The organism is Microbacterium sp. A20 (genome assembly GCF_004794515.1).
In the GTDB taxonomy this organism is placed as follows: Bacteria; Actinomycetota; Actinomycetes; order Actinomycetales; family Microbacteriaceae; genus Microbacterium.
On the sequence record NZ_SSDF01000025.1, the window covers coordinates 1 to 24,493 of the forward strand.

Sequence of the window (24,493 nt, forward strand, 5' to 3'; positions counted from 1 at the left end):
CACCCTCCTCCAGCTCTGCAACGGTACGAGCGGGGCCGGATCGTCCGAGGCCACCATCAAGGGCGCGCTGCTGAACACCCCGGAGCGTATCTGGGCTCCCCTGGAGCTCGCCGGCTACGGGCTGGGGCGCGAGAGGGTGGCACCGGCGACGAGCTACCGCGACTCCGATGCGGGATACCTGCTGCTCGGCCTCGCGCTCGAGCGGGCCACGGGGATGTCGGCATCCGAACTGATCGCCGAGTACGTCACGGATCCGCTCGAGCTCTCCGCCACGGCACTTCCCGGATCGACGCCGTCCGCGCCGGGCGACGCTCCGCTGACGGGGCACTACATGTCGGCCGTCGAAGGCGGTTTCAACTGTGCCGCCCCGGTCGACATCAGCACCCTCTCCGCCAGCTCCGGCTACACGGACTCCGGCGTGGTCTCGAACATCACCGACCTCGGCCGTTACGCCCAGGCGGAGGCGAAGCAGGTGCTGCGCACGAAGGAGAAGCCCGACCGGTTCGGCGCCCCGCTCCCGACGAGCGAGGATGGTCCTTCCTGGTATCAGGCCACCGGTGGCGCTTATCTCGCGGGGTCGATGGTCGGTCAGCATGGTTGGGTTCCCGGCTACGCGACCTCGGCCTACTCGGATCCGGCGACCGGATTCACCGTCGCCGTCGTTCTGAACGACTCGACCGGCGGCTCGCGATTCGCCCAGCAGCTGTCGTGGGAGCTCGCGGCCATCGCGTCGAAGGCCCCCGCGGCTTCCGGCCAGACCGCGCCGGAGTTCGGGCTGCCCTTCACCGCGGAGCAGTACCACGACTCGATCACGAAGTCCGCGCTCGTCTGCGTGCCGCCCGCCGCGGAGTGATCACCCGCCCGACCTCGGAGCGGAAGGGAAGGGCGACGATGGCGATCATCGACAACGCGATCTACGTGGACGGTGTGCGCACCGAGAATCCGCAGAGCCTGAGTGAGACGTTCGAGCGGATGCGGGAACGCGGCGGCATGAGCTGGATCGGGCTGTACCGGCCCAGCGAGGAGGAGATCCGCGAGGTCGCCGACGAGTTCGGCATCCACGCCCTCGTCGTCGAGGACGCGCTCTCCGGGCACCAGCGCGCCAAGCTCGAGCGCTACGGCGACGTGCTGTTCATGGTGCTGCGCCCGGCCCGCTACCTCGACGAGGCCGAGGAAGTGGAGTTCGGTGAGGTGCACGTGCTGGTCGGGCCCGATTTCGTCGTGACGATCCGGCATGCCGAATCGCCCGACCTCGGGCGCGTGCGGCATCGGCTGGAGAACGACCCCGCGCTGCTCGCCCATGGCCCCGAAGCCGTGCTGTACGCCATCCTCGACGAGGTGGTCGACGAGTACGCGCCGGTGCTCGCGGGGCTCGAGAACGACATCGACGAGATCGAGAGCCAGCTCTTCGAAGAGGACTCGGATGCCACGCAGCGCATCTACGAGCTCGGCAGGGAGGTCATCGACTTCCAGCGCGCGACGCAGCCGCTCTCCGGGATGCTGGAGGCGCTGCTGCGCGGCTCGGACAAGTACCAGGTGGACGAAGAGCTGCGGCGCTACCTGCGCGACGTGCTCGACCACACGCTCCGGGTGAGCGACCGCGCGACGACCTTCCGCACCGTCCTCGACAACGCCCTCACGGTCGAGTCGACCATCGTCGCCCGCCGTCAGAACGAGGAGATGCGACGGATGACGGAACTCAGCATCCGTCAGAACGACGAGGTCAAGAAGATCTCCGGATGGGCGGCGATCCTGTTCGCCCCGACGCTGGTCGGCACGATCTACGGCATGAACTTCGACCACATGCCCGAACTGCACTGGCTGCTCGGCTATCCGATGGCGATCGCGATGATGGTCGCGCTGGGTTTCGGCCTGTACGCGGTGTTCAAGCGCAAGGGTTGGCTCTGACGCTGGCCGGAACCGCGCGGACGTTGGCCGGATGGGATCTTGTCCGGCTCCACGACGGCGACCACGATGAGTCGATGACGACTTCTTCCGACACCGCCCTGCTCATCGTCGACGCGCAGGAGTCGTTCCGCCAGCGCGCCGACGACTGGGCGGCCACCGCGAACCCGGCGGTGCTCGACAACATCGCTCTCCTCGTGGCGCACGCCCGCGAGGTGGGCGACCCGGTCGTGTGGATCACCCACTCCGAACCGGGCACCGGGGGTGTGTTCGATCCCGCCAACGGATTCGTGCGCGTGATCGAGGAGCTCGAGCCCCGGGAATCCGAGGACGCCCTCACGAAGACGACCGTCAACGCGTTCGGCTCCACCGATCTCGAGGAGAGACTGCGGCGCGCCGGCATCCGCCACGTCGTGATCTGCGGCATCCGCACGGAGCAGTGCTGCGAGACGACCGCCCGTGTCGCCGCCGACCTCGGCTTCGAGGTCGAGTTCGTCACGGATGCGACGACCACCTCCGCCATCCCCGCCGCCGACGCGCTCGCCGCGGTCTCCGGGGAGGACATCATGCGCCGCACCGAGAGCATCCTCTCGGCCCGGGGTTTCGCGACCGTCACGGGCACGCGCGAGCGGATCGGCGTGACCGCGGCCGTCTGAACCGCGGATCAGTCCTCGTCGACGTCGACCCCCGGTCCCGGGCCCGGTCGCACCGGAGCGTCGGGGGCGATGTCGATCCGGGTGTTGCCGTCGTGCTCGCTGACCTCGATGCGCGGGGCGGCGTCGGCCTCGGTGGCATCGGGTGCGGAGGTGAGTTGATCGTGGCGCTTCTCGGCGCTCGTCATGTCGTCGGCGCTGTTCTCAGGCGTGCTCATGGTTCTCCTTCGGGTCGGTCGTGGTGTCTGGGGTCAGGGCGGTACCGAGCGGCGCCCCACCGCTGCGCTTCCGGCTCCAACGGGCCAGCAGGTACAGGATGCCGCCGACGGCGAGCAGGATCGCACCGAAGAGCCAGACGACGGGGCGCTGCTGGGTGAGCAGCAGGATGCAGGAGGCGATGCCGAGCACGGGGACGAAGGTCCACACCCGGAAGTGATCGTTCTCGACGTGATCGCGCCGGAGGACCAGCACGGAGATGTTCACGCTGAGGAAGACGACCAGGAGCAGCAGGACCACGGTCTCGGCCAGGGTGGCCAGATCGCCGACGAGCGTCAGCCCCATCGCGACGAGGGTGGTGGTGAGGATCGCGACCCACGGGGTCTTCCGCTTCGGCAGCACGCGACCGAGCGCACCGGGCAGCAGACCCTGCTCGGCCATCCCGTAGGTCAGGCGGCTGACCATGATCATCGTCAGCAGGGCGCCGTTCGCGACCGCGACGAGGGCGATGAGGCTGAACAGCCAGGAGGGGACGCTCACGCCGGTGGCCTCGACCACCGCGAGCAGCGGTCCGCTCGACTCCTGCAGCTCGGCGGGCGGGAGGGCGATCGAGCTCGCGAGGCCGACCAGCACGTAGACCGCGCCGGCGGTGATGAGCGCTCCGAACAGGGCCCGCGGGTAGGTGCGCCGGGGGTTCTTCACCTCTTCGATCATGTTGGCCGACGTCTCGAAGCCGACGAACGAGTAGTACGCGATGACGGCTCCGGAGAGCACGGCCATGGCGACGCTCGTGCCCTCGGGCGCCTGGGTCACGCGGGACACATCGCCGCCTCCGCCGCCGAGGAAGATCGCGACGACGGCGATCACGATCACGAGTCCGCTGAGCTCGATCGCGGTCATCACGAGATTGGCGCCCAGGGACTCGCGGATGCCGCGGGCGTTGAGCAGGCCCACCAGGGCGAGGAAGGCGATGGCGACCGGGATGGTCGGCAGGTCGAGGAAGGTGCCGAGGTAGTCGCCGGCGAACGCGATGGCGAGCCCCGCCGCGCTGGTCACGCCCGCCGCGAGCATGCTGAAGCCGACGAGGAAGGAGACCAGCGGGCTGTGGAACGCGCGCTCGGCGAAGACCGCGGCACCGCCGGCACGAGGGTACTTGGTCACGAGCTCCGCGTACGAGCCGGCGGTGAGCATGGCGAGCAGCAGTGCCAGGAGCAGCGGCGCCCACAGCATGCCGCCGACCTTCTCGGAGAGCACGCCCATCAGCGCGTAGATGCCCGCGCCCAGCACATCTCCGAGGATGAAGGCGAACAGCAGGGGGCCGGTGATCGCTCGCCGCAGGCGCGTGGGGGCCTCGGCGCCGGAGGCAGTGTCGGTGGTCATCCTCGCACGCTACGGGGGAGGGGGAGCGCGGGCCACGGGGTTGACAGCGACATGCTGCTTCCGCCAATCGCGGGTGCGCCTCGTCGCTCAGCGGATTCACAGAATCACCGCGCGGCATCCCGATATTCCGTCGCACGCACCGATAGCGTCAGTGCCGCACGAGGGGTGCGTCGGCCGGGGTGCGCGGGCAAACGGGTGACCTACTCCTCTCCTGAATCCCCAAGCAAAGGGCTCTCTCATGACTGGTACGGCACGCAAGGCGCTCGCAGAAGCGGTCGCCACCTTCCTCTTCGTTCTCGCGATCATCGCGGCGGTGAACAGCGACAGCCCGCTGACGCCCCTCGCGATCGGCTTCACCCTGATGGTGCTCGTGTTCTCCACGGGACACATCTCGGGCGCCCACCTCAACCCGGCCGTCTCGGTCGGCGTGTTCCTGCGCGGCGGCCTCAGCGTCGCCGACTTCATCGCCTACCTCATCGCCCAGTTCGTCGGTGGCGCGCTGGCCGCACTCGTGAGCCTGGCCGTGTGGCCGTTCGGCGAAGAGGCGATGGTCATCGAGGTCGGCCCGGCGTTCCTCGTCGAGGCGCTCTTCACGCTCATCCTCGTGTGGGTCGTGCTCAACACCGCCACCTCGAAGGACACCGCCGGCAACTCGTTCTACGGCCTCGCGATCGGTGCGACCGTCTTCGTCGGCGCGGCCACGGTCGGCTCGATCTCGGGTGGCGGCTTCAACCCGGCCGTCGCGCTCGGTCTCTCGGTCAGCGGTCACTTCGACTGGAGCTCGCTGTGGCTCTACATCGTCGCCCCGGTCGTGGGCGCCGTGATCGCCGCGATCCTGTTCCGCGTGCTCAACACGGACGACGCCAAGAAGATCGCCGCAGCGGAGTAACGCGCGCTGCACGGCCGAAGCGCCGCATCCTCTTCGGAGGGTGCGGCGCTTCTTGCGTGTCCTGGACCTGTGGGAGCCTGGGATCGATGGACACCACCCCGGCGCCGCGGCGCACACTCCTGGTCGGATTCGGCAAGCTCGGCGCGCGCCTCGCACCCCGGCTTCTCGCCGACGGCGGTGAGGTCTTCGCGCTGCGGCGGAGTGACGGGCAGCTGCCCGCCGGCGTGGTCGGCATCCGCGGTGATCTCTCCCTGCCGCTCACGACGACGCTGCCCGCGGTCGACGCCGTCGTGATCACGCTGCCGCCTGGCGCCTCAGAGGGCGCCTACCGCACGGCGCTCACCCACCTTCGGGGCGCCCTGCCGATGATGCCCGCCCGCACCGTGTTCGTGTCGTCCACCGGTGTCTTCGAGGGGAGTGTCTTCAAAGCCGACCGTCCTCTCACGGAGCAGGACGAGCCCGCGGCCGAGACCGCGCGTTCGCGGGGTCTGCGCGACGGCGAGCGGGCGGCGACCGAGTTGTTCGACGCGGTGGTCGTGCGCCCGGCGGGGATCTACGGTCCCGGTCGCGAGTTCCTGCTGCGCAAGGTCCGCGAGGGCGCGGCGGTCGATCACACCCGTCTCACGAACCGCATCCACGAGACCGACCTCGTGCGCACGCTCGATCTGCTCCTGCGCACCGACGACCCGCCGCGGCTGATGCACGCGATCGACGAGCGACCGGCACCTCTCGGCGACGTCGTCCGCTTCATCGCCGGGGAGCTGGGCGTCGCGGTGCCTCCGCACGAGGCATCCGACGGCCCGCGAGGACTCGTGTACGACGGGTCGCTGCTCCATTCGCTCCTGGGCGGCCTCGAGTACCCGACCTACGAAGCGGGCTACGCGGAGATGATCGCCGGATCCGCCTCGCACCCGTAGCCGGCCCGTAGCCTGGACGCATGACGAGCATGAGCACGAGCGCCCGCACCGCCGTCGAGGTCGTCGATTGGCGCCGCCGGGTCTTCGCCCTGTACGACGCCGTGCGCCTCGCGGAATCGCCCGAAGACGCCCACGAGCTGTGGCGGATGGAGCGGGACGAGCTGATGCTCCATCACCCCGCGACGCCGCTCCTGCCGGAGGACCGGCCGCTGTTCGAGGGGCTGCCCATCGCCTCGTACGATCCGGACTGGCGCTTCGAGCTGCCGATCCTGCCCGCCGGTCCCGGAGGCTTCGACTTCGCCACCGGGACCGACGGCGTCGTGCCGTTCGAACGCATCGGGCGGGTCGAGATCCCCGATGCCGGATCGCTCGACGTCTGGCGACTCACCACCTACGGCGGCGGCCTGTTCATCCCGGTGCGCGACGCGCTCGCCGGGCGCGAGGGCGGCACGTACGGCGGCGGCCGCTACCTGATCGACACCATCAAGGGCGCCGATCTGGGATCGGATGCCGCGCGCGGCACGATCGTGCTCGACTTCAACTTCGCCTACAACCCCTCCTGCGCGTACGACCCTGCCTGGGCATGCCCGCTCGCGCAGCCGGGCAACGTGCTCCCGGTGCCCGTCCCCGTCGGCGAGATGTACTGAGGGGTCTCAGCCGACGACCTCGATCGCGGTCGAGGTCTCCTCGTCGTCGCAGGCCACCCCGACCCACAGCCGGATCCGCCCCGGTTCCACCCTCCGGATGCCGTCGACGCCCGTGAACGCGAGGCGGTCCGTGGGAACCGTGAACTCCACGCGCTGCTCCGCACCCGCATCCAACGTCACCCGCTGGAACCCGATCAGCTGCGCGACCGGGCGGGCCACGCTGGCGACCTCGTCGTGCGCGTACAGCTGCACGACGTCGCAGCCCGCGCGGGAGCCGGAGTTGCGCACGAGCACAGAGGCCCGGAACTCCTCGCCCGCTCCGACCGTCGCATCCGCGGTCAGCTGCTCGTGCGTGAAGGTCGTGTAGCCGAGGCCGAACCCGAACGGCCGCGCCGGCGACGGATCGACGCTCGACACATCCGTGCGCCCGCCGAGCGCGGGATGCAGGTACGAATACGGCTGCACGCCGGCAGAGCGCGGGAGCGACACCGGCAGTCGCCCGGAGGGGGAGACGGCCCCGCTGAGCACGGCGGCGACGGCAGGTCCACCCTCTTCGCCGGGGAAGAACGCCTGCAGCACGGCAGCCGGGAGCAGGCGCTCCTCGTCGGTGGAGGTGCCGGAGGCAGCGGGCGAGTTCACCGAGCCGAGGCCGGCGTTCAATCCGGCTCGGGTCTCGCGGTGCGGTAGCGCCCAATCCAGCGCATACGGCCGACCGGTGAGCGCGATGACCACCACGGGGGTGCCGGTCGCGACGACGGCCTCGATCAGTGCGCGCTGCACGCCAGGGAGTTCCAGCGAGTCGACGTCGTTGCCTTCGCCGACCGTGCCGCGTCCGAACAGTCCGGCCCGGTCGCCGACCACGACGATCGCCAGGTCCGCGTCGTCGGCGGCGGCGATCGCGCTCGGGAATCCGCTGCGGTCATCCCCCTCGACCTCGCAGCCGGCGACGGACGTGATGGTCGCGGCGGGGAGCTCTGCCCGAAGTCCGTCGAGCACGCTCGGCAGGGCGATGCCGGCGGGCACCTCCGGGTGGTGCGCGAGCACGTGGTTCACGAACGAGTAGCACCCCATGAGCGCCTCCGCGCTGTCGGCGTTCGGTCCGATGACCGCGATCCGTGGCGCGCCCGAGGCATCCAGCGGAAGCACTCCGTCATTGCTCAGCAGCACGATCGACTCTTCCGCGAGACGGCGGGCGAGTGCACGATGCTCCGCGGAATCCAGGTCGATCGCGTCGGGGGCGACCGTGAAGTCGGCATCCAGCAGCCCCAGCTCCTCCTTCTGCGCGAGCACGCGTCCGACAGCCCGGTCCAGGATGCTCTGCTCGAGCGATCCATCGCGCACCTGCGCGGCGAGCGTCGTGTACGCGTCGGGGGAGGGGAGCTCCACGTCGATCCCGGCCGTGATCGCGAGAGCTGCGGCCTGCGCCGAGTCGGCGGCGACGTGGTGCATGCTCCGCAGGAAGTCCACGGCGAAGTAGTCCGACACCACGACTCCGTCGAACCCCCAGCGTCCGCGCAGCACCTCGTCGAGGTAGTACGGATCGGCGGCCACCGGCACCCCGTCGATGTCGGTGTACGAGTTCATCACGCTGCGCACCCCGCCCTCGCGCACGGCCATCTCGAACGGCGGGAGCAGCACGTCTTCGATCTCGCGGCGCCCGGCGTGCACCGGCGCGTGATTGCGGCCCGCGGTCGATGCCGAGTAGCCGACGAAGTGCTTGAGGGTGGCGTGCACCCCCTCCGACTGCATGCCGCGGACGTAGGCGGTGCCGACGGTTCCCACCAGCAGCGGGTCCTCGGCGATGCACTCGTCGACGCGACCCCACCGTGGATCGCGGATGACGTCGAGCACGGGGGCGAGCCCTTGATGGATGCCGAGCACCCGCATCGACGACCCGATCGCCTGCCCCACCTGCTCGACCAGCTCTGGATCGAAGGATGCTCCCCATGCCAGAGGCGTCGGGAAGGTCGCCGCCTGCCAGGCGGCCAGTCCGGTCAGGCACTCCTCGTGCACCAGGGCCGGGATGCCGAGCCGGGTCTCGCGCTGCAGCCGTGCCTGCTCGCCCCACAGCCAGTGCGCACGTTCGATCGGATCGACCGGGCGCGTGCCGTACACGCGGGTCAGGTGGCCGATGCCGTGCGCCGTCGCATCCTCGTAGCGGGTCGAGGTCTTCTTCTCGCCGGCCATCGGGGCGACGAGCTCATCTCCCTGATCCACCCAGAAGCCGACGAGCTGCGCCTGCTTCTCCTCGAGCGTCATCTGCTCGAGGAGGCCCTCGACGCGCGCGGAGAATCGGGGGCGGGGAGTGGGAGCGAGCACGTGCGTCTCTTTCTGTGGGGTGTGCGTCGACATGGTCAGCCCTTGACCGCGCCGGTCAGTCCGCCGACGATGCGGCGCTCGAACAGGCTGAAGAAGATCAGGGCGGGGATCATCGACAGCGACGTGAAGGCCAGCACTTTCGCGGTGTCGACCGAGTACTGCGACGCGAATGACTGCACGCCGAGCGGGAGCGTGAACGCCGCCGCATCGTTGAGCACGAACAGGGGGAGGAGGTATCCGTTCCAGCTGCCGATGAACGCGAGGATGCCGGTGGTGATGACGCCGGGGATCGACAGCGGCAGCACCATGCGCCAGAAGAAGCCGATCCGGCTGCATCCGTCGATGAACGCCGCCTCCTGGATCTCATCGGGGATGGCGCGCAGGAACGGCACCAGGATGATGATCGTCGTCGGCAGGGCGAAGGCGATCTGGGGAAGGATGACCCCGCCGAGGGAGTTCATCAGCCCGAGGCTGCGCACCACGATGTACAGCGGGGTGATCGCGACCGTGAGCGGGAACATGAGCCCCGCGGCGAAGAACGCGTAGAGCACTCCGCGGCCGGCGAACCGGTAGCGGGCGAGCACGTATGCGGCCATCAGGCCGAGCGCGACGACGCCGATCGTGGTGGCGAGGGCGACGATGGTGGAGTTGAGCACTTGCCGCCAGAACACGCCGCCGGTGATCACGTCGAGGTAGTTCGAGAACACCCACGGCTGCGGCATCCCCGACGGGTCGGTCGTGATCTGCGCGTTCGTGCGGAAGCCGCCGATGATGATGTACGCGATCGGGGCGAGCATGAGCCCGACGACGATCAGCGCGACGAAGTAGACGGTCGGGTTGGCCCAGGGCGGGCGCGGGCGCGGGGTGCGCCCGGGGCGCCCAGTGCGTCCGGGGCGCTGGGTGACGAGTACCGAGGTGGCGGTCATCGCGTGGTCCTCTTCTTCCGTGCAGGGGCGCCGGTCAGGGCGCCGTCCGTGTCGCGTCGCAGCACCGCGCGCTGGTAGATCAGCGCGACGACGAGCGAGATCAGGAACAGGACGACCGCGACCGCATTGCCGTACCCGAAGTTGCCGGCGTTGCGTCCCTCGGAGACCATGTAGGTCGCCATGGTCGACGTGCCGGCGGTGGAGGCGATGTACTGCCCCCAGATGATGTAGACCAGGTCGAACAGTTGCAGCGACCCGATGATCGACAGGAACGCCCAGATGCGCAGGGTCGGCGCGAGCAGCGGCAGCGTGATGCGCCACTGGATCTGCCAGTAGGACGCGCCGTCGATCGAGGCGGCCTCGTGCAGCTCCTCGGGAATCCCCTGGAGGCCTGCGAGGAAGAGGATCACCGCGAACCCGACGTACTTCCAGGTGATGATCACCATCAGGGTCCAGATCGCGATCTCCGGATTCGAGAGCCAGTCGTTCGCGAGGAACCCGAGCCCCATCTTCTCCAGCAGGTCGTTGAACGCGCCGCTGGTCTGCAGCATCAGGCTCCAGCCCGTGCCCACCACGACCTCGGAGATCACGTAGGGGATGAAGATCAGCACGCGGATCAGCGACTGGCCGCGCATGCGCCGGTTGAGCAGGAGTGCCAGCAGGATCGCGGCCGGTCCCTGCAGGATGAGCGAGAACACGAGGATGAACCCGTTGTGGGCCAGCGCGTCGTGGAACAGCGGATCCTGCAGGATCGTCAGATAGTTCTTCAACCCGACGAAGTCGGTGGGCGGGCCGTAGCCCTGCCAGCTAAAGAAGCCGTAGTAGCCCGCCATCAACACCGGGAAGATGACGAAGGCGAGGAAGACCAGGAGGGCGGGCCCGGCCAGAAGGATCACTTCCAGCCGGGCGGCCGCCCTATGCCTTGGCTGCGGCATCCTGGACGGCCTTGACGATGTCCTCCGGGGTTCCCTGACCGGCGAGCATGTTGACCACGGCGACGTTGAGCGCGTTGCCCACGTTCTGTCCGTAGACCGTGTCGAGCCACTGCGTCGCGTACGGCGCCGCGTTGTAGGCCGCGAGGATGTCCTTCAGGTACTGCTCGGTCACGGCCTCCTGCGCCACGGTGTTCACCGGCGGGGCGTTGAATGCCTTGTAGTAGGCGGTCTGCACGTCGGAGGTGCCGAGGTAGTTGAGGAAGTCGACGCAGGCGTCGGGGGCATCCACCGAGCACGAGTATCCGTCGACGCCGCCCATCATCGAGCCGGCCTCGCCGTCGCCGCCCTCGACCTCGGGGAACGGGAACCACGACAGGTCGGGCAGCGGCTTCTGGTCGGGCGTGAGCGATCCGATGACGCCGGGGTTCCAGGCGCCCATCAGCTCCATGCCGGCCTGGTGGTTGGCGATGAGTCCGGCCGAGCTGCCGGCACCCTGCTGGGCCGTGGTGGTGAGGAAGCCGGAGTTGAACGGCTCGGTCGCCGCGAACGCCTGCAGGTCTTCGCCCGCGCGCACCCAGCAGTCGTCGTCGAAGTTCATCTCGTCGGCGGCCTTGGCGAGCGTCTCGGCACTGCACTCGCGCAGCGCGAGCCAGTAGTACCAGTGGGCCGCGGGCCAGGCATCCTTCGCGCCGAGGGCGACCGGGTCGATGCCGGCGGCCTTGAGCTTCTCGGTCGCAGCCTCGAGCTCGTCCATCGTGGTCGGGTTCTCGGTGATGCCGGCCTCGTCGAACAGGTCCTGGCTGTAGAACAGGCCGCCGGGGAGCACGGCCACGGGCATCGCGTAGATCTTGTCGTCCAGGCTGCTGGCCGAGTAGGCGGCGTCCGAGATCTCCTCCGCGGCGCCGCCCTCGATCGAGTCGGTCAGGTCCTTGAGCTGGCCGGCCTTGACCATCGCGGCCATCTTGCCGCCGCCGCGCTGCAGGAAGATGTCGGGAGCGTCTCCGGAGTTCAGGGCGGTCTGGAGCTTGCCGTCGAGGTCTTCGTTCTGGATCGACTGGATCTCGATCGTGACTCCGGGGTTGTCCTTCTCGAAGTCGGCGACGGTCTGCTCCCAGAACTCGACGCCGGGGCCGGTGGTGGAGTTGTGCCAGAGGGTCATGGCGGCATCGCCACCGCCTCCGCCGTCGGGGGTGCTCGCCGTGCACCCGCTGAGTGCGAGAGTTCCGACGGCGGCTATCGCGGCCGCGGAGATCAAGGAACGCCGTGTGCTGTTCATGTGATGGTTCTCCTCATCGAGAGTTGCGCCGCGTCGCTGCGGGCGCCGCGGCATCAGGGGGTGTGACCGCGTCGGGTTGCAGTCTGCTGTCGTTCGAGGGGGCCGTCAAACGTTTTCGAAAACAGTTTCCATCGAGGTACGCCGGGCGGATACGCTGGGCGATCATGAGCGGGCGAACCACGATCCACGACGTCGCGAAGGCTGCGGGCGTCTCGGTGTCGACCGTCTCGAAGGCGGTCAACGGGCGTTACGGCATCGCGGATGCGACGGTGCGTCGCGTGCTCGACGTGGTGCAGGAGCTCGGTTACGAGTCGAGCCTGGTGGCGAGCAGCATGCGGGCCAGACGCACTGGTGTGATCGGCGTGCTCCTGGCCGACTTCGAACCGTTCAGCGCCGAGATCCTCAAGGGCGTCGGCGCGGCCGTGCACGACACGGCCTTCGACCTGCTGGCGTACAGCGGATCGCGGCACGGCCAGGGCGAAGGGTGGGAGCGGCGGTCGCTCAGTCGGCTCTCCGGCACCCTCATCGACGCCGCGATCATGGTCACGCCCACGGTCGTCGGGGCCTCGACCGAGATCCCCGTCGTCGCGATCGACCCGCACACCGGCCGCGCCGACCTGCCCACGGTCGAGTCGGACAGCTTCGGCGGTGCGCTGACGGCGACCCGGCACCTGCTCGAGCTCGGCCACCGCCGCATCAGCTTTCTGGGCGGCCGCCCCGACCTGCGGTCAGCCGGTCTCCGTGATGCTGGCTATCGACGCGCGCTGAGCGACGCCGGCATACCGGTGGATCCCGACCTGATCCGTTCGGGACGCTACGAGCTCGAGACCACGCGGGAGTCGGCGCGGATCCTGCTGGCCGGACCTTCTCGGCCCACGGCCGTGTTCGCCGCGAACGACCTCTCGGCCATCGCCGTGATCGAGGTCGCGCACGAGCTGGGGCTGCGGGTGCCGGAAGACCTCTCGGTGGTCGGGTTCGACGACGTGCCGGAGGCTTCCCGCCGCGCCCTGCCGCTCACCACGATCCAGCAGCCGATGCGTCGCCTGGGTGCGGTGGCGGCCGAGATGGTCTTCGCCCTCCTCGCCGGGCAGCCCGTCGAGGAGATGCACGTGACCCTGCCGACGCGACTGGTGGTGCGTGCGACCACCGCGGCGCTCCACAACGGCGAGGGATGAGACCACGACGCCTGCCCTCGCGCGGTATATACTGTCTTATATAAGTATCGCGAAGGAGGAGTCATGACCGTCACGTCCATCGACATCGACCCTCACGAGCTGAAGCAGGCGAAGGAGCTGGCGGGCACGACATCCAATCGTGAAACCGTGGACCTCGCGCTGCGCACGCTCATCGCGGTTCGTCGTCAGCCTGCAGCCGTCGAGCGCATCATCGGTCGTCGCTTCACGCCCGATCAGATCGATGCGTCGACGATCGCCCCGGCTGCGAGCACGACCGCGTGACGACGTATCTCGTCGACAACAGCATCTGGCAGAAGGCCGGCACCAGCACGAGAATCGCTGACACGCTGCGGTCGCTTTCCCCGAACCATCTCATCATCACGTGTCCGCCGCAGGTCCTCGAGTACTGTCATTCGGCACGGGATCCTCGGGAGTACGCAGAGCTGCGCGAGGACATGGCGGGTCTGCTGCCGGCGTGGGAGCATCCGGACGAACGGCATGCTCTCGACATCCAGCAGGCGCTCTGGGACGGCGGACTCGTGCGCGCCGCCGCGGCGTTCGATTGTCTCATCGCTGCCTACGCGCAGGTCAACGACGCCGTGATCCTCAATTCCGACCGCGATTTCGGGTACATCGAGCTGGCGACCGAAGGGCGCGTGAGACAGGAGTACGTCGCGGCCTGACGGCTACTCACAAGGTCACGAGGCGGGACCTAGTCGGGGCGTTGCGCACGGCCCAGCGCAATGGAGAACATCGTCGTCACGACGATTCCGGCGGCCGTGAAGCCTGCAGCGGCTATCTGGGTTGCACCAGTCGCTTCGACACCTGAAGCGAGCGTGATGATGATGACGACGAAAAGTGCGACCCCGGTCAGGGCGAGCACGGTTCCGAGAAGCACCCCCCATGTCAGTCCACGCGTTCGATGGTCGGCGAGATTCTGACGTAAGCGCGCCGGAGACATCGTCACTCTCCCGCCACTACCCCGAGTGCGGCCGAGTGGGTTCCTTTCGGTCGTCACCCGCGAACCAGACGATGCTCCTCGGCTGCTTCGCTCGACTGCGACCTGCTCGGCGTCTTTGAAAGGCTCCAGATGAAGAGGAACGCTGTGAACATGACGAAAGCGCTCGAGGTTGCAATGAAGTGTCCGCCGCGCCGCCAGATCGGGAGCGCGTCTAGAGGCCAACCGGCGGGGGTCGTGATCTGAGAGAGGATCGCGAGAAGCAGGATGATCGCGCCTGTCGCGATCGCTGACTTCAGCCGGGCACGCCTGTGCGCGGCCACCGGGTCGCGCACCAGCCAGATCGCGCACGAGGCGCATGCGAGTCCCTCTGCGAGGACAAACGTCCAGGACACCATGGGCGTGGGGTAGGCCACGGGGGTGAGAGAGAAGTCAAGAAGTGTCCCGCGGCTTGTCGCCCACGAAAATGCCTCGGCATACATGCAGAACAGTGCGATCACGAGCACGGTCGCGGCTCCCGCAATCGCTGCGACCATGCCGGACTTACCGCGTCGAGAGGACTTCACTCGCTGTCCTCGATATCCACCGGGTGCGGCAGCCGCATTTCGCATCGACTCTCAGCCTCCGGGACTCGCGAACACTCTTCTGGTCGTCACGTTACGGAGCCGCGGGGCGCTTGTCTGTAGGCCAAATGGGGGACATGTAAAATTCTAGATGCCGCGTGCGTCCCGCGGGCTCAGCGACGCCGAGGCCGCTGAGCCCGAAGGGGCGTCAGCCCCGAGCGACGTCGAGCTCGATGACCGACCACGACAGCGGCGGCAGGGTCGCGCGCACGGCGCCGTCCACGACCTCGACGGCGCCGAGCGGCACCATGTGCACGCTGTCGGAAGCAGTCTCGAGGTTCGAGGTGTGGCGGTCGCCGCCCTCCGGGATCGTCAGTGTCTCGGCGTTCGTGACGCGCAGGTCGCCGAGCCCGTGCAGGTCGATCGTCAGGTCACTGGACTCGTCGAGGGAGCGGTTCGCGACGAACACGACCACGCGACCGGTCGCCTCGTCCCAGGTCGCCGCCGCGTCGACCGCGTCGACCCCGCCGTAGCGCTTCGTCTCGATCTGCGGAGCCGACACCGCGAGGCGCAGGATGCGGCCCTTCGCGAGCCGCGCCATCCGCTCGAACGGCCAGAAGCTCGTCTGCCGCCAGGCCGGACCGTTCTCCTCCGAGCGGATCGGGGCGATCACGTTCACGAGCTGCGCCTGGTTGGCGATCTTCACGCGGTCGCCGTGGCGCAGCAGGCTGTTGAGCAGCGTGCCGACGACCACGGCATCCGTCACCGAGTACGTGTCTTCGATCAGTCGCGGATGCTGACGCCAGCCCGCCTTCTCGATCTCGCCGGCCTCGACGTCGTTGTACTTCACCTGGTCCCACACGTTCCACTCGTCGAACGAGATGTCGACCTGCTTCGTGTGCTTGCCGGACGCCTTGACCGCGTCGATCGTGGCGATGACGCCCTCGATGAACGCATCCATGTCGACGGACTCGGCGAGGAACGACTCGGCGTCGCCGTCGTGCTCCTGGTAATACGCGTGCATCGAGATGAAGTCGACCTCGTCGTAGGCGTGCGTGAGCACCGTGTGCTCCCAGGTGCCGAACGTCGGCATCGTCCGCCCCGACGACCCGACCGCGACGAGCTCGATCGAGGGGTCGACCAGGCGCATCGCCTTGGCGGACTCCTGGGCGAGCCGACCGTACTCGGTCGCCGTCTTGCCGCCGATCTGCCACGGGCCGTCGAGCTCGTTGCCCAGGCACCACAGCTTGATGTCGAAGGGCTGCTCGGCTCCGTTCTTGCGGCGCAGGTCCGACCAGTACGTGCCGCCGGGGTGGTTCGCGTACTCGACGAGTGCCCGCGCCTCCTCGACGCCGCGGGTGCCGAGGTTGACGGCCTCCATCACCTCGACATCCGCCTCCCTCGCCCAGTCCATGAACTCGTGCAGGCCGAAGGCGTTCGTCTCGATCGTGTGCCAGGCGCCGTCGATGCGCACCGGCCGGTCCTCGACCGGGCCGACGCCGTCTTCCCAGCGATAGCCCGAGACGAAGTTGCCGCCGGGGTAGCGGACCACGGTCGGTCCCATCTCCTTCACCAGCGCCAGCACGTCCTGCCGGAAGCCGCGCTCGTCGGCCTGCGGGTGCCCCGGCTCGTAGATGCCGGTGTAGACGCAGCGCCCCATGTGCTCGACGAACGACCCGAAGAGCCTCCGGGGGACGTCGGCGATCGTGAAGTCGCGGTCGATGGTGATGCGGGCCTGAGACATTGCTCTCCTAGATTTCTGGCTCTCGAGCCGGGTGGGTGACTACTGACCGCCGAAGCCGCTCGTCGCGACTCCCTTGACGATCTGCTTCTGGAAGATCATGAACACGATGATGAGCGGCAGCGCGGCGAGCACGGCCTGGGCCATGACCTGGGCGTACTGCACGCCGTAGGCGCTGATCACGGTCTGCAGCCCGACCGGCAGCGTCATCAGCGTCGTGTCGTTGATGACCAGGAACGGCCAGAGGAAGTTGTTCCACGCGCTGATGAACACGAAGATCGCGACCGAGGCCATGATCGGACGGGAGAGCGGCAGCACGATCGACCAGAAGATCCGGAATCGTCCGGCGCCGTCGACGCGCGCCGCGTCTTCCAGCTCGATCGGGATGGCGTCGAAGAACCGCTTGAGGATGAACACCATCGCGGGTGCCACGACCTGCGGCAGGATCAGACCCCAGTAGGTGTCGACCATGTTGAAGGCGAGCATCTCGTAGAACAGGGGGATGATCAGCACCTGCGGCGGCACGACGATCGAGGCGATGATCACCACGAACAGCCACTTGCGGCCGGTGAAGTCCAGGCGTGAGAAGGCGTAAGCCGCGAGTGCCGAGATCGCCAGCGTGATCACGGTGATCGCCGCGGAGGTCAACAGGCTGTTCAGCGCCCAGGTGTAGACGTTGCCCTGCGAGAGGATCGCGGTGAACGCGTCGATGGTGGGGCCACTCGCGCCGATCCAGCCGGGGTCGCCGGATGCGGCATCCGTCTCGGTCTTGAACGCGGTTGCGACCGCCCAGAGGAACGGCAGCAGCCACCCGATCGCGAGGAGCAGCAGGACGACGAACGCGGTGATGCGGAGCGGTCCGAACGGCTTCTGGCCGGGCAGGTGCGAGCGCCGGGGGCGACGCGACGACGCCGTCGTGATCGTCTCGGTGGCGGTGGGGACGATGGGGGATGCGGTGGCGGTGGACATCAGAACTGCTCCTTCCGGCGGCGCGTGATCAGGGCCTGCGCGACGCCGAGGATGACGATGAGGGCGAAGAAGACGTAGGAGATGGCGGCCGAGTAGCCGAACCGGTAGCTGACGAATCCGGCCTCGTAGATGTACTGCACGATGGAGCGCGTCGTGTCGCTCGCGACCCCGCCGAGCATCTGATACGCCTGGTCGAACAGCTTGAGCGAGGCGAGGATCTGCAGGATCAGGATGAGCACCGTCGCCGGTCCCAGCTGCGGGAGCGTGATGGACCAGAACTGGCGCCAGGCGCCTGCGCCGTCGAGGGAGGCGGCCTCGTACTGCTGCGGCGGGATGTTCTGCATGGCCGCGAGGTAGAGCAGGAAGTTGAAGCCGACCGTCCACCACACCGTGGCGATCACGATCGACAGCATGTTGGTGTCGGGGTTCTGCAGCCACGCGAGCGGCTCCAGGCCGAAGAACTTCAGGATGTTGTTGGCCGCGCCCACCTGCGGGTTGAAGATCCAGACCCAGATCTGCGAGATCACGGTGGAGGCGAGCAGGAACGGCATGAAGAACGACAGCCGCCACAGCCACTGGCCGGGGATGCCGCGGTCGACGAGGGCCGCCATCGCGAGGGCGATCACGACGAGGGGCACGGTGGAGAGCAGCGTGAACCAGACGGTGTTGCCCATCGACTGCCACATCTTCGGATCGACGAACGCCTCGGCGTAGTTGGCGAATCCGATGAAGGAGCCGCCGGCGCCGGTGAGGGACTGGTCGGTGAAGCTGAGGATGATCCCGTGGATGATCGGCCAGACCAGGAACAGGGCGAAGGCGACGAGGAACGGTGCGAGGAAGGCCCAGCTGATGAGCTGCTCGCGGTTGCGGGAGCCGGCGCGGCGACCGCGCGGAGTGGTGCGCGACCCGGTGACGATCGTGCGGGTGGAATCGGTGGCGGAGGTCATGATCCGAACGTCCCTTCGGGGTCTGCCGGGTTGGGCTGTCGGAGCAGGGCGTTCACCCGTGCTTCGAAGCGGTCGATCGCGGCTGCCGGGTCGTCGCCCGAGAGCAGTGCGCCTTGCACGGCCGCGCCGAACTCGGCCTGGAAGTTGGATCCCGAGCCGGTGAACCAGGCGGTCGGGTCGTACACGACGTGCTGCGCGGCCTCGGCGTAGTTCGCCTGGGGGATGAGGTCGGCGTACTCCGGGGATTCGGTCACGGGGAGGAACGCGGGGATGTGGCCGGCCTCGGCCCAGCCGAAGGAGTTCTTCAGCATGTCGGCGACGAACTCGTAGGTGAGATCGCGCCGCACCGGGTCGGCGTTGGACTGGTGGGGGAGGACGAAGGAGTGTGAGTCGGCGTAGACGGCCGGGGTGCCGTAGAGCGTCGGGATCATCGTCGCGTCGAAGGGGATGCCGGCGGCCTGCATGGTGCGCAGCTCCCAGACTCCGGTGAAGAGCATGCCGCTCTTGCCGGTGGCGAACTCGGCGATGGCGCTGCCGTAGTCGTTCTGCGCGGCTGCGATCTCGCCGTCGAGCAGTGTCTGCATGAGCGTGAGCGATTCGACCGCGACGTCCTTGTCGATCACGGCCGGGCCGCCGGCGGGCAGCTCCATCGCGCCACCGTGCTGCGAGTAGAAGGTGTAGAACAGGCGCCACATCTGCGCGCCGTCGCCGAGATAGCCGTACGAGAGCGCGTGGCTCTCGGCCTTGCCGCCGACGGTGCGCAGCTGGTCGAGGAACTCCTCGGGGGAGCTCGTTTCCTGCAGCTTTCCGTCGGAGTCGAGGACTCCGGCGGCGTCGCAGATGTCCGTGTTGAACATCATCACGAAGGGGTGCGCGTCGAGCGCGATGCTGTACATGCCCTCGCCCACGAAACCCTTCTCCCAGATCGGCTTCGGGAAAGTCGAGCTGTCGACGCCGAGCTCGGCGAGCCGGTCCACGTCCCAACGGTCGAGCAACCCGCCGGGTGCCCAGCCGACGGTGCGCGTCGCGTGCATGATGGCGACGTCGGGGGCACGGCCGCCGGCACCCGCCATCGCGAGCTTCGTGTAGTACGGGGTGCCCCAGGCGAGGACAGTGGGGCGGATGCGGAACGCGGACTGCGCGGCGTTGACCTCATCGAGCAGGGCCGACATCGTGACGCCGTCGCCGCCCGAGAGCAGGTGCCAGAACTGCAGGGTCTGCGGACCGGAGGCGGGAGTCGTGCCGGGCGCGCACCCGGCGAGCAGGGCCGTGCCGGCGGCGAGCGAGGCGGCAGTGAGGAACTGCCGGCGGGACAGATCGAGTGGGGGTGTCATCGTCACTCCTTCGTGACTGTGCGGGGGTCGGCCCATCATTACATCGATGTAATCAACTGCGCAAGCGCGAGATGCGGAGGGAAGAGTGGGGGTGTCAGGGGCGGTAGCCGCGTGGGCGGCCCTGCGTGCTCGCGCGCTCGAGGAGGTGATGCGGGAGGGTGACGGCGCGCGGAGCAGCGGCGCGATCATCCATGCGCGACTCGAGCAGACCGAGCGCCGCGATCGCGAACGCCTGCCGATCGAACGCCACCGAGGTCAGGGCGGGCGAGGTGTATCGCGAGAACTCGACGTCGTCGAACCCGGTCACGATCACATCGTCGGGCACGCGGATGCCGTTGTCGTGCAGGGTGTGCAGGGCCCCGAGCGCGAGTGAGTCCGTGAACGCGACGATCGCGTCGAAGGGAACGCGACGGTCGAGCAGCGTGCGCACCGCATCCGCCCCACCGTCCATCGACCACGGCAGCCGGTTGATCTCGAGCGCCGGATCCCGGGGGATGCCCGCCTCGCGCAGGGCATCGTGCACGCCCTCGAGGCGCAGGCGGCTGGTGGCCGTGGCGATCGACGGATCGTCGTCGGCGCCGACCACCGCGATCCGCGTCGCGCCGCGGGACAGCACATGGCGCGTGGCGTCGGCGGCGGCCTGTCGGCTGTCGATGCGCACGTGATCCGCGCGGTTCTGCTCGACCTCGCCGATCACGACGAGCGGGGGGAGGCGGTCGGCGTACTTGAGCACGCTGTCTTCGAGGCGGATCGGGTTGAGGATGAGGCCGTCGACCAGATGCGCCCGCGCGCGGGAGACGAGTTCCTTCTCGCGCTCAGGCTCGGACGCCGTCTCCTCGATCTGCACGGCGAGGCCCCGCTCGTGCGCGGCTTCGACGATGCGGTGCACGAGTTCGGCGGAGAACGCGGTGGCCAGATCCGGGAGCGCGACGGCGATGATCCCGGAGCGCCCCTTGCGCAGTCCCCTGGCGCTGAGGTTGGGCACGAAGTCGAGCTGCGCCATGGCGGACTCGACCTTGGCCCGCGTGCTCTCGTTGACGGGAACCGTGCCGGTGACCACGTTCGAGACCGTCTTCGGCGACACCCCGGCGAGGGCCGCGACGTCTTTCATCGTGGCGCGGGGCGGCGGCTGCGCTGTCATCCGGTCAGCCTATCGGCGAGGTCGGAGCGCGAGCAGTACATCGATGTAGCCGATGCCGCGCTGGCTATCATGGCGCCATGACCACCGAACGCAACTGGGCAGGCAACCTCACGTACCGGGCCTCGACGATCGCGCACCCCGAATCGGTCGACCAGCTCGGGGCGCTGCTCGCGCAGGGCGGGCCGGTGCGCTTCCTCGGATCGCGGCACTGCTTCAACGACATCGCCGACACCGACGGCGTGCTCATCGCGCTCGACCGGCTGCCCGCGGTGTTCGAGGTCGCTCCCGCGCGGGATGCGGTCCGGGTATCCGGTGCCGCACGCTACGGCGACATCGCGCCGCTCCTCGAGGCCGAGGGGCTCGCGCTCGCCAACCTCGCCTCGTTGCCGCACATCTCGATCGCGGGTGCGATCGCCACCGGCACCCATGGCTCCGGTGACGCGATCGGCTCGCTCGCGAGTGCGGTCCGCGGCCTCACGATCCTCACGCCGTCGGGTGAGACCCGCACGCTCGCGCGTGGCGACGCCGACTTCGACGGTGCGGTCGTGAGCCTCGGCGCGCTCGGCGCGGTGCTCGACGTGACGCTCGACGTCGAGCCGACCTACGCGGTCGCCCAGCACGTGTTCGAGCGCCCGGACTGGGACGCGGTGCTCGCCGACTTCGACGAGGTGACCTCGATCGGCACCAGTGTGAGCCTGTTCTCGACCTGGGAGCGCACCGACTTCGTCGACCAGATCTGGGTGAAGCAGCGCCAGCCCGAGGCGCGCGAGGCCGCGCGGGAGTCGCTGTTCGCGAAGCTCGGCGCCACGCCGGCCGTGAGCAAGCGGCATCCGATCCTCGGCGTCGACCCGGCGGCGTGCACCGAGCAGCTCGGGGTACCGGGACCGTGGTTCGAGCGGCTGGCGCACTTCAAGCTCGAGTTCACGCCGTCGGCCGGTGCCGAGATCCAGAGCGAGTACCTGGTTCCCCGTGCGGATGCGGTTGCCGCGATCCAGGCCGTGCGCACGCTCGCCGGGCAGATCGCCCCGCTGCTGCTGGTGAACGAGATCCGCACGGTGCGCGCGGACGACCTGTGGCTCAGCTCGTCGCACGGGACGGATGCCGTGGGCCTGCACTTCACGTGGAAGCCGGACGAGGCCGCGGTGCGCGCCCTGCTGCCGACGATCGAGGCCGCGCTGCCCGAGACCGCCCGCCCGCACTGGGGCAAGGTGTTCACGCTCGACGGTGCCGAGACGCGCTCGCGGTACACGCGGTGGGACGACTTCGCCGCGCTCGCCGCCCGTTACGACCCCGAGCGCCGTCTCGTGAACCCTTACCTGGAGCGGTTGGGGCTGTAGTCCGCGGCTGCCACTGCGTTCCGGTCGCAGTTCGTGTCGCTATAACGCGCGTGAAGCGGCAGAAAGTGCGACCGGAACGGAGCCGGCAGACCGGCTCCGCCGTCACACGTGGTCGCGCCAGGAGTGCTGCGGGTCGTAGCCGAGGATCCGGCGTGCGCGGTCGATCGACAGCAGCGTCTCGTTCGGGCCGAACTCGCGGCGCCTCGGCACGTCGGGGAAGACCTCGGCGAGCAGTTCGTCGTTGGGCCGCGACATCACGGTGTCGGCCGCCGCGATGATGAACCGGTCGAATCCGGGGGCCGCGACCTCGAGCGCCCGCTGCACCGCCTGGGCGCCGTCGCGGGCGTCGATGTAGCCCCACAGGTTCCACTTGCGCCCGAGAGCGTCGATGTCGAACGAGGGGAACTCCGCGTAGTCCTCGGGAACCATCACGTTCGAGAACCGCAGCGCCGTGATCGACAGGTCGGGATGCCAGCGCACCAGCTCGGTCGCGAGCTGCTCCTCGAGCGTCTTCACCAGCGAATACACGGATTCCGGGCGCGCGGGATAGTCCTCGTCGACCGGCACGTAGGGCGGCGCCACGTCGAACGGCAGCCCGAGCACCGTCTCGCTCGACGCGTACACGATGCGACGGATGCCGAGGCGCACAGCCGCCCAGAACACGTTGAACGTGGCCGGCATGTTGTTGTGGAAGGTCGCCACGTCGGTGCGGATGCCGGGAGCCGGGATCGCCCCGAGGTGCACGACCGCGTCGATGCCGTCGTGCCTGTCGCCGACCGCGGTGAACGCGTCGACGACCTGGCCGTAGTCGGTCAGATCGACCTGCACGAAGTCAGGGCCGCGGGTGCCGGTGAGGTCCATGCCGATGACGTCGTAGCCGTTCGCACGGAGTTCCCGCGCGACGACGCGGCCGAGTTTGCCGGAGGAGCCGGTGAGAGCGATGCGCATCTCACCAGAGTGGCACGGCGGCGGGCCGACGGCACCGGTCGTCGTACACTCGTCGGCGTGAGTGACACGAGCAGCGGCCGCAGCCGATCCATCGGCGTCCGCGACGTCGCCGCCCGCGCCGGGGTTTCCCGGCAGACCGTGTCGCGGGTGCTGAACGACCACCCCGACGTCGCCACCGAGACCAAGCAGCGCGTCGTCGCCGCGATGGCCGAGCTCGGCTATCGCATGAACAACGCCGCCCGCGCGCTCGGCACCCGGCGCTCCCGGACCCTCGGTGTGCTGGCCTCGGATGCGCTGCAGTACGGACCGTCGCGGAGTCTCGCCGCGCTGGAGGCTTCGGCGCGCGAGGCCGGGTACTGGGTGAGCGCGGCCTTCGCGGATGCCGCGGATGCCGGAGCCGTCGTCGCGGCGGTCGACCACCTCGTCGTGCAGGGGGTGGAGGGGATCGTGGTCGTCGCCCCGCACGCCCAGACGCTGGAGGCGCTCGCCGCGCTGCGCATCGGCGTGCCGGTCGTGACGCTGCACTCCGCCGGACTCGGGGCGACCGGGCTGTCGGTGGATCAGGCGGCGGGCGCGCGGTTGGCGGTCGCCGTGCTCGCCGATGCCGGGCACACCCGCATCGCGCACCTCGCGGGACCGGCGGATTGGCTCGAGGCGGAGTCGCGCGCCGAGGGGTTCGCCGCCGAGCTCGCGGCCCGCGGGCTGACGCCGGGGCCGGTGATCGCCGGGGACTGGTCGGCAGGGTCGGGTTATGCGGCGGTCGATGCTGTTCGCGGGTCCGGGGTCACGGCGGTGTTCGCGGCGAACGACCAGATGGCGCTCGGTCTGCTCAGCGCCCTGCACGAGGCAGGGCTCACGGTTCCGGGTGACGTCAGCGTGGTCGGGTTCGACGACGCCCCGGATGCCGCGTACTACTGGCCCCCGCTCACGACTGTGCGGCAGGACTTCGACGAGCTCGCGCGTCGGGCGGTCGGCGCGGTGATCGGCGGAACCGCTGCCGCCGCATCCGCTCTCACCCCGGTGGCGCCGGTGCTGGTCTCCCGCGCCTCCGTCGCCCCGCCCCGCTGACTCCCGCCCGCTCCCGCATCCCCGCTCCCGCTCCCGGCGCCGGCGCCTGCTCCCGCCCCCGCGCCCTACGACGCCGAGTGCACGGCTTGTCGTCGAGCGCACGGCTTGTCGCCGTGAACGTCCCGTGCACTCGGCAGCTTCCCGTGCACTCGCGGTAACCGATACCGCTGCATCCGCTGTTGCGCAGCACCTTGCCGCGCCCCGCTCGCCCCCGCCCCCGGCGTCGAGTGCACGGCTTGTCGTCGAGCG

The 24,493-nt window shown here is 69.2% G+C and carries 25 protein-coding genes; 11 read left to right on the forward strand and 14 right to left on the reverse strand.

Annotated elements, in window-relative coordinates:
• From DW298_RS00475 to DW298_RS00485, 3 genes are all read left to right on the forward strand, one after another.
• On the forward strand, positions 1-853 hold an 853-nt coding region (locus DW298_RS00475), incomplete at its 5' end, for a serine hydrolase domain-containing protein (protein WP_136040540.1).
• A gap of 38 nt (positions 854-891) precedes the next feature.
• Complete coding sequence (corA, locus tag DW298_RS00480) at positions 892-1,908, forward strand: magnesium/cobalt transporter CorA (protein WP_136040541.1); 1,017 nt, start codon at positions 892-894, stop codon at positions 1,906-1,908.
• A gap of 74 nt (positions 1,909-1,982) precedes the next feature.
• Positions 1,983-2,561: an isochorismatase family protein gene (locus DW298_RS00485; protein ID WP_136040542.1), complete on the forward strand. Its 579-nt coding sequence runs from the start codon at positions 1,983-1,985 to the stop codon at positions 2,559-2,561.
• A gap of 8 nt (positions 2,562-2,569) precedes the next feature.
• Here the strand turns inward: DW298_RS00485 and DW298_RS00490 are convergent, their stop codons facing one another.
• On the reverse strand, positions 2,570-2,776 hold the full coding sequence (locus tag DW298_RS00490) for a multidrug transporter (RefSeq protein WP_136040543.1): 207 nt from the start codon (positions 2,774-2,776) through the stop codon (positions 2,570-2,572).
• A complete protein-coding gene (locus DW298_RS00495) occupies positions 2,763-4,154 on the reverse strand; it encodes an APC family permease (RefSeq protein ID WP_136040544.1) in 1,392 nt (463 codons plus the stop codon). The genes DW298_RS00490 and DW298_RS00495 overlap by 14 nt, the downstream gene beginning before the upstream one ends.
• Positions 4,155-4,392: 238 nt before the next feature.
• On the opposite strand from DW298_RS00495, the gene DW298_RS00500 reads away from it, so the two are divergent.
• The 3 genes from DW298_RS00500 to DW298_RS00510 all read left to right on the forward strand — a co-directional run bounded on the left by DW298_RS00500 (position 4,393) and on the right by DW298_RS00510 (position 6,607).
• Positions 4,393-5,043, forward strand: a complete 651-nt coding sequence (locus DW298_RS00500) for an aquaporin (RefSeq protein ID WP_136040545.1) — start codon at positions 4,393-4,395, stop codon at positions 5,041-5,043.
• An 86-nt stretch (positions 5,044-5,129) separates the two neighbouring features.
• Positions 5,130-5,960, forward strand: coding sequence for a hypothetical protein (locus DW298_RS00505; protein ID WP_136040546.1), 831 nt, complete (start codon positions 5,130-5,132; stop codon positions 5,958-5,960).
• A gap of 20 nt (positions 5,961-5,980) precedes the next feature.
• The gene (locus DW298_RS00510; RefSeq protein WP_205820192.1) at positions 5,981-6,607 is read left to right on the forward strand and encodes a DUF1684 domain-containing protein; all 627 of its coding nucleotides are present in this window, start codon (positions 5,981-5,983) and stop codon (positions 6,605-6,607) included.
• Between the two features lie 6 nt (positions 6,608-6,613).
• Here the strand turns inward: DW298_RS00510 and DW298_RS00515 are convergent, their stop codons facing one another.
• From DW298_RS00515 to DW298_RS00530, 4 genes are all read right to left on the reverse strand, one after another.
• Positions 6,614-8,866, reverse strand: a complete 2,253-nt coding sequence (locus tag DW298_RS00515; protein ID WP_205820195.1) for a glycoside hydrolase family 3 N-terminal domain-containing protein — start codon at positions 8,864-8,866, stop codon at positions 6,614-6,616.
• 95 nt (positions 8,867-8,961) lie between these two features.
• Positions 8,962-9,852 (reverse strand): carbohydrate ABC transporter permease, encoded by an 891-nt coding sequence (locus DW298_RS00520; protein ID WP_136040548.1) that lies wholly within the window; start codon positions 9,850-9,852, stop codon positions 8,962-8,964.
• Positions 9,849-10,787: a sugar ABC transporter permease gene (locus tag DW298_RS00525; protein ID WP_240744958.1), complete on the reverse strand. Its 939-nt coding sequence runs from the start codon at positions 10,785-10,787 to the stop codon at positions 9,849-9,851. The genes DW298_RS00520 and DW298_RS00525 overlap by 4 nt, the downstream gene beginning before the upstream one ends.
• A complete protein-coding gene (locus DW298_RS00530) occupies positions 10,768-12,063 on the reverse strand; it encodes an extracellular solute-binding protein (RefSeq protein ID WP_136040550.1) in 1,296 nt (431 codons plus the stop codon). The genes DW298_RS00525 and DW298_RS00530 overlap by 20 nt, the downstream gene beginning before the upstream one ends.
• Positions 12,064-12,227: 164 nt before the next feature.
• Here DW298_RS00530 and DW298_RS00535 point away from each other — a divergent pair, with 164 nt between their 5' ends.
• The 3 genes from DW298_RS00535 to DW298_RS00545 all read left to right on the forward strand — a co-directional run bounded on the left by DW298_RS00535 (position 12,228) and on the right by DW298_RS00545 (position 13,921).
• On the forward strand, positions 12,228-13,238 hold the full coding sequence (locus DW298_RS00535) for a LacI family DNA-binding transcriptional regulator (RefSeq protein WP_136040551.1): 1,011 nt from the start codon (positions 12,228-12,230) through the stop codon (positions 13,236-13,238).
• A gap of 63 nt (positions 13,239-13,301) precedes the next feature.
• Positions 13,302-13,520 (forward strand): type II toxin-antitoxin system VapB family antitoxin, encoded by a 219-nt coding sequence (locus DW298_RS00540; protein ID WP_136040552.1) that lies wholly within the window; start codon positions 13,302-13,304, stop codon positions 13,518-13,520.
• The gene (locus tag DW298_RS00545) at positions 13,517-13,921 is read left to right on the forward strand and encodes a PIN domain nuclease (RefSeq protein WP_136040553.1); all 405 of its coding nucleotides are present in this window, start codon (positions 13,517-13,519) and stop codon (positions 13,919-13,921) included. Before DW298_RS00540 ends, DW298_RS00545 begins: the two co-directional genes overlap by 4 nt.
• A gap of 29 nt (positions 13,922-13,950) precedes the next feature.
• Here DW298_RS00545 and DW298_RS19170 read toward each other — a convergent pair whose 3' ends face one another.
• The 7 genes from DW298_RS19170 to DW298_RS00575 all read right to left on the reverse strand — a co-directional run bounded on the left by DW298_RS19170 (position 13,951) and on the right by DW298_RS00575 (position 20,891).
• Positions 13,951-14,205, reverse strand: a complete 255-nt coding sequence (locus DW298_RS19170) for a hypothetical protein (RefSeq protein ID WP_205820193.1) — start codon at positions 14,203-14,205, stop codon at positions 13,951-13,953.
• Positions 14,206-14,252: 47 nt separating this feature from the next.
• Complete coding sequence (locus DW298_RS00550) at positions 14,253-14,762, reverse strand: hypothetical protein (RefSeq protein ID WP_168443188.1); 510 nt, start codon at positions 14,760-14,762, stop codon at positions 14,253-14,255.
• Between the two features lie 205 nt (positions 14,763-14,967).
• Positions 14,968-16,503, reverse strand: a complete 1,536-nt coding sequence (locus DW298_RS00555; RefSeq protein WP_136040555.1) for an alpha-N-arabinofuranosidase — start codon at positions 16,501-16,503, stop codon at positions 14,968-14,970.
• Between the two features lie 39 nt (positions 16,504-16,542).
• Positions 16,543-17,469 carry a carbohydrate ABC transporter permease gene (locus DW298_RS00560; RefSeq protein ID WP_136040556.1) on the reverse strand — a complete coding sequence of 309 codons (927 nt, stop codon included), beginning with the start codon at positions 17,467-17,469 and terminating at the stop codon, positions 16,543-16,545.
• Positions 17,469-18,416 (reverse strand): sugar ABC transporter permease, encoded by a 948-nt coding sequence (locus tag DW298_RS00565; RefSeq protein WP_136040557.1) that lies wholly within the window; start codon positions 18,414-18,416, stop codon positions 17,469-17,471. Before DW298_RS00565 ends, DW298_RS00560 begins: the two co-directional genes overlap by 1 nt.
• Positions 18,413-19,750: an extracellular solute-binding protein gene (locus DW298_RS00570; RefSeq protein WP_136040558.1), complete on the reverse strand. Its 1,338-nt coding sequence runs from the start codon at positions 19,748-19,750 to the stop codon at positions 18,413-18,415. Before DW298_RS00570 ends, DW298_RS00565 begins: the two co-directional genes overlap by 4 nt.
• Before the next feature lie 94 nt (positions 19,751-19,844).
• On the reverse strand, positions 19,845-20,891 hold the full coding sequence (locus DW298_RS00575) for a LacI family DNA-binding transcriptional regulator (protein ID WP_136040559.1): 1,047 nt from the start codon (positions 20,889-20,891) through the stop codon (positions 19,845-19,847).
• A gap of 77 nt (positions 20,892-20,968) precedes the next feature.
• On the opposite strand from DW298_RS00575, the gene DW298_RS00580 reads away from it, so the two are divergent.
• Entirely contained in the window at positions 20,969-22,228 is a 1,260-nt protein-coding gene (locus DW298_RS00580) for an FAD-binding protein (protein WP_136040560.1), read from the forward strand.
• A 102-nt stretch (positions 22,229-22,330) separates the two neighbouring features.
• Here the strand turns inward: DW298_RS00580 and DW298_RS00585 are convergent, their stop codons facing one another.
• A complete protein-coding gene (locus DW298_RS00585) occupies positions 22,331-23,176 on the reverse strand; it encodes an NAD(P)-dependent oxidoreductase (protein WP_136040561.1) in 846 nt (281 codons plus the stop codon).
• Positions 23,177-23,233: 57 nt separating this feature from the next.
• On the opposite strand from DW298_RS00585, the gene DW298_RS00590 reads away from it, so the two are divergent.
• Positions 23,234-24,244, forward strand: coding sequence for a LacI family DNA-binding transcriptional regulator (locus tag DW298_RS00590; protein WP_136040562.1), 1,011 nt, complete (start codon positions 23,234-23,236; stop codon positions 24,242-24,244).
• Positions 24,245-24,493 lie beyond the last annotated feature (249 nt).

Coding starts and splice junctions, on each gene's coding strand:
- corA (WP_136040541.1), top strand. CDS start 892: ATGGCGATCATCGACAACGCGATCTACGTGGACGGTGTGCGCACCGAG.
- DW298_RS00485 (WP_136040542.1), top strand. CDS start 1,983: ATGACGACTTCTTCCGACACCGCCCTGCTCATCGTCGACGCGCAGGAG.
- DW298_RS00490 (WP_136040543.1), bottom strand. CDS start 2,776: ATGAGCACGCCTGAGAACAGCGCCGACGACATGACGAGCGCCGAGAAG.
- DW298_RS00495 (WP_136040544.1), bottom strand. CDS start 4,154: ATGACCACCGACACTGCCTCCGGCGCCGAGGCCCCCACGCGCCTGCGG.
- DW298_RS00500 (WP_136040545.1), top strand. CDS start 4,393: ATGACTGGTACGGCACGCAAGGCGCTCGCAGAAGCGGTCGCCACCTTC.
- DW298_RS00505 (WP_136040546.1), top strand. CDS start 5,130: ATGGACACCACCCCGGCGCCGCGGCGCACACTCCTGGTCGGATTCGGC.
- DW298_RS00510 (WP_205820192.1), top strand. CDS start 5,981: ATGACGAGCATGAGCACGAGCGCCCGCACCGCCGTCGAGGTCGTCGAT.
- DW298_RS00515 (WP_205820195.1), bottom strand. CDS start 8,866: ATGACGCTCGAGGAGAAGCAGGCGCAGCTCGTCGGCTTCTGGGTGGAT.
- DW298_RS00520 (WP_136040548.1), bottom strand. CDS start 9,852: ATGACCGCCACCTCGGTACTCGTCACCCAGCGCCCCGGACGCACTGGG.
- DW298_RS00525 (WP_240744958.1), bottom strand. CDS start 10,787: ATGCCGCAGCCAAGGCATAGGGCGGCCGCCCGGCTGGAAGTGATCCTT.
- DW298_RS00530 (WP_136040550.1), bottom strand. CDS start 12,063: ATGAACAGCACACGGCGTTCCTTGATCTCCGCGGCCGCGATAGCCGCC.
- DW298_RS00535 (WP_136040551.1), top strand. CDS start 12,228: ATGAGCGGGCGAACCACGATCCACGACGTCGCGAAGGCTGCGGGCGTC.
- DW298_RS00540 (WP_136040552.1), top strand. CDS start 13,302: ATGACCGTCACGTCCATCGACATCGACCCTCACGAGCTGAAGCAGGCG.
- DW298_RS00555 (WP_136040555.1), bottom strand. CDS start 16,503: ATGTCTCAGGCCCGCATCACCATCGACCGCGACTTCACGATCGCCGAC.
- DW298_RS00560 (WP_136040556.1), bottom strand. CDS start 17,469: ATGTCCACCGCCACCGCATCCCCCATCGTCCCCACCGCCACCGAGACG.
- DW298_RS00565 (WP_136040557.1), bottom strand. CDS start 18,416: ATGACCTCCGCCACCGATTCCACCCGCACGATCGTCACCGGGTCGCGC.
- DW298_RS00570 (WP_136040558.1), bottom strand. CDS start 19,750: ATGACACCCCCACTCGATCTGTCCCGCCGGCAGTTCCTCACTGCCGCC.
- DW298_RS00575 (WP_136040559.1), bottom strand. CDS start 20,891: ATGACAGCGCAGCCGCCGCCCCGCGCCACGATGAAAGACGTCGCGGCC.
- DW298_RS00580 (WP_136040560.1), top strand. CDS start 20,969: ATGACCACCGAACGCAACTGGGCAGGCAACCTCACGTACCGGGCCTCG.
- DW298_RS00585 (WP_136040561.1), bottom strand. CDS start 23,176: ATGCGCATCGCTCTCACCGGCTCCTCCGGCAAACTCGGCCGCGTCGTC.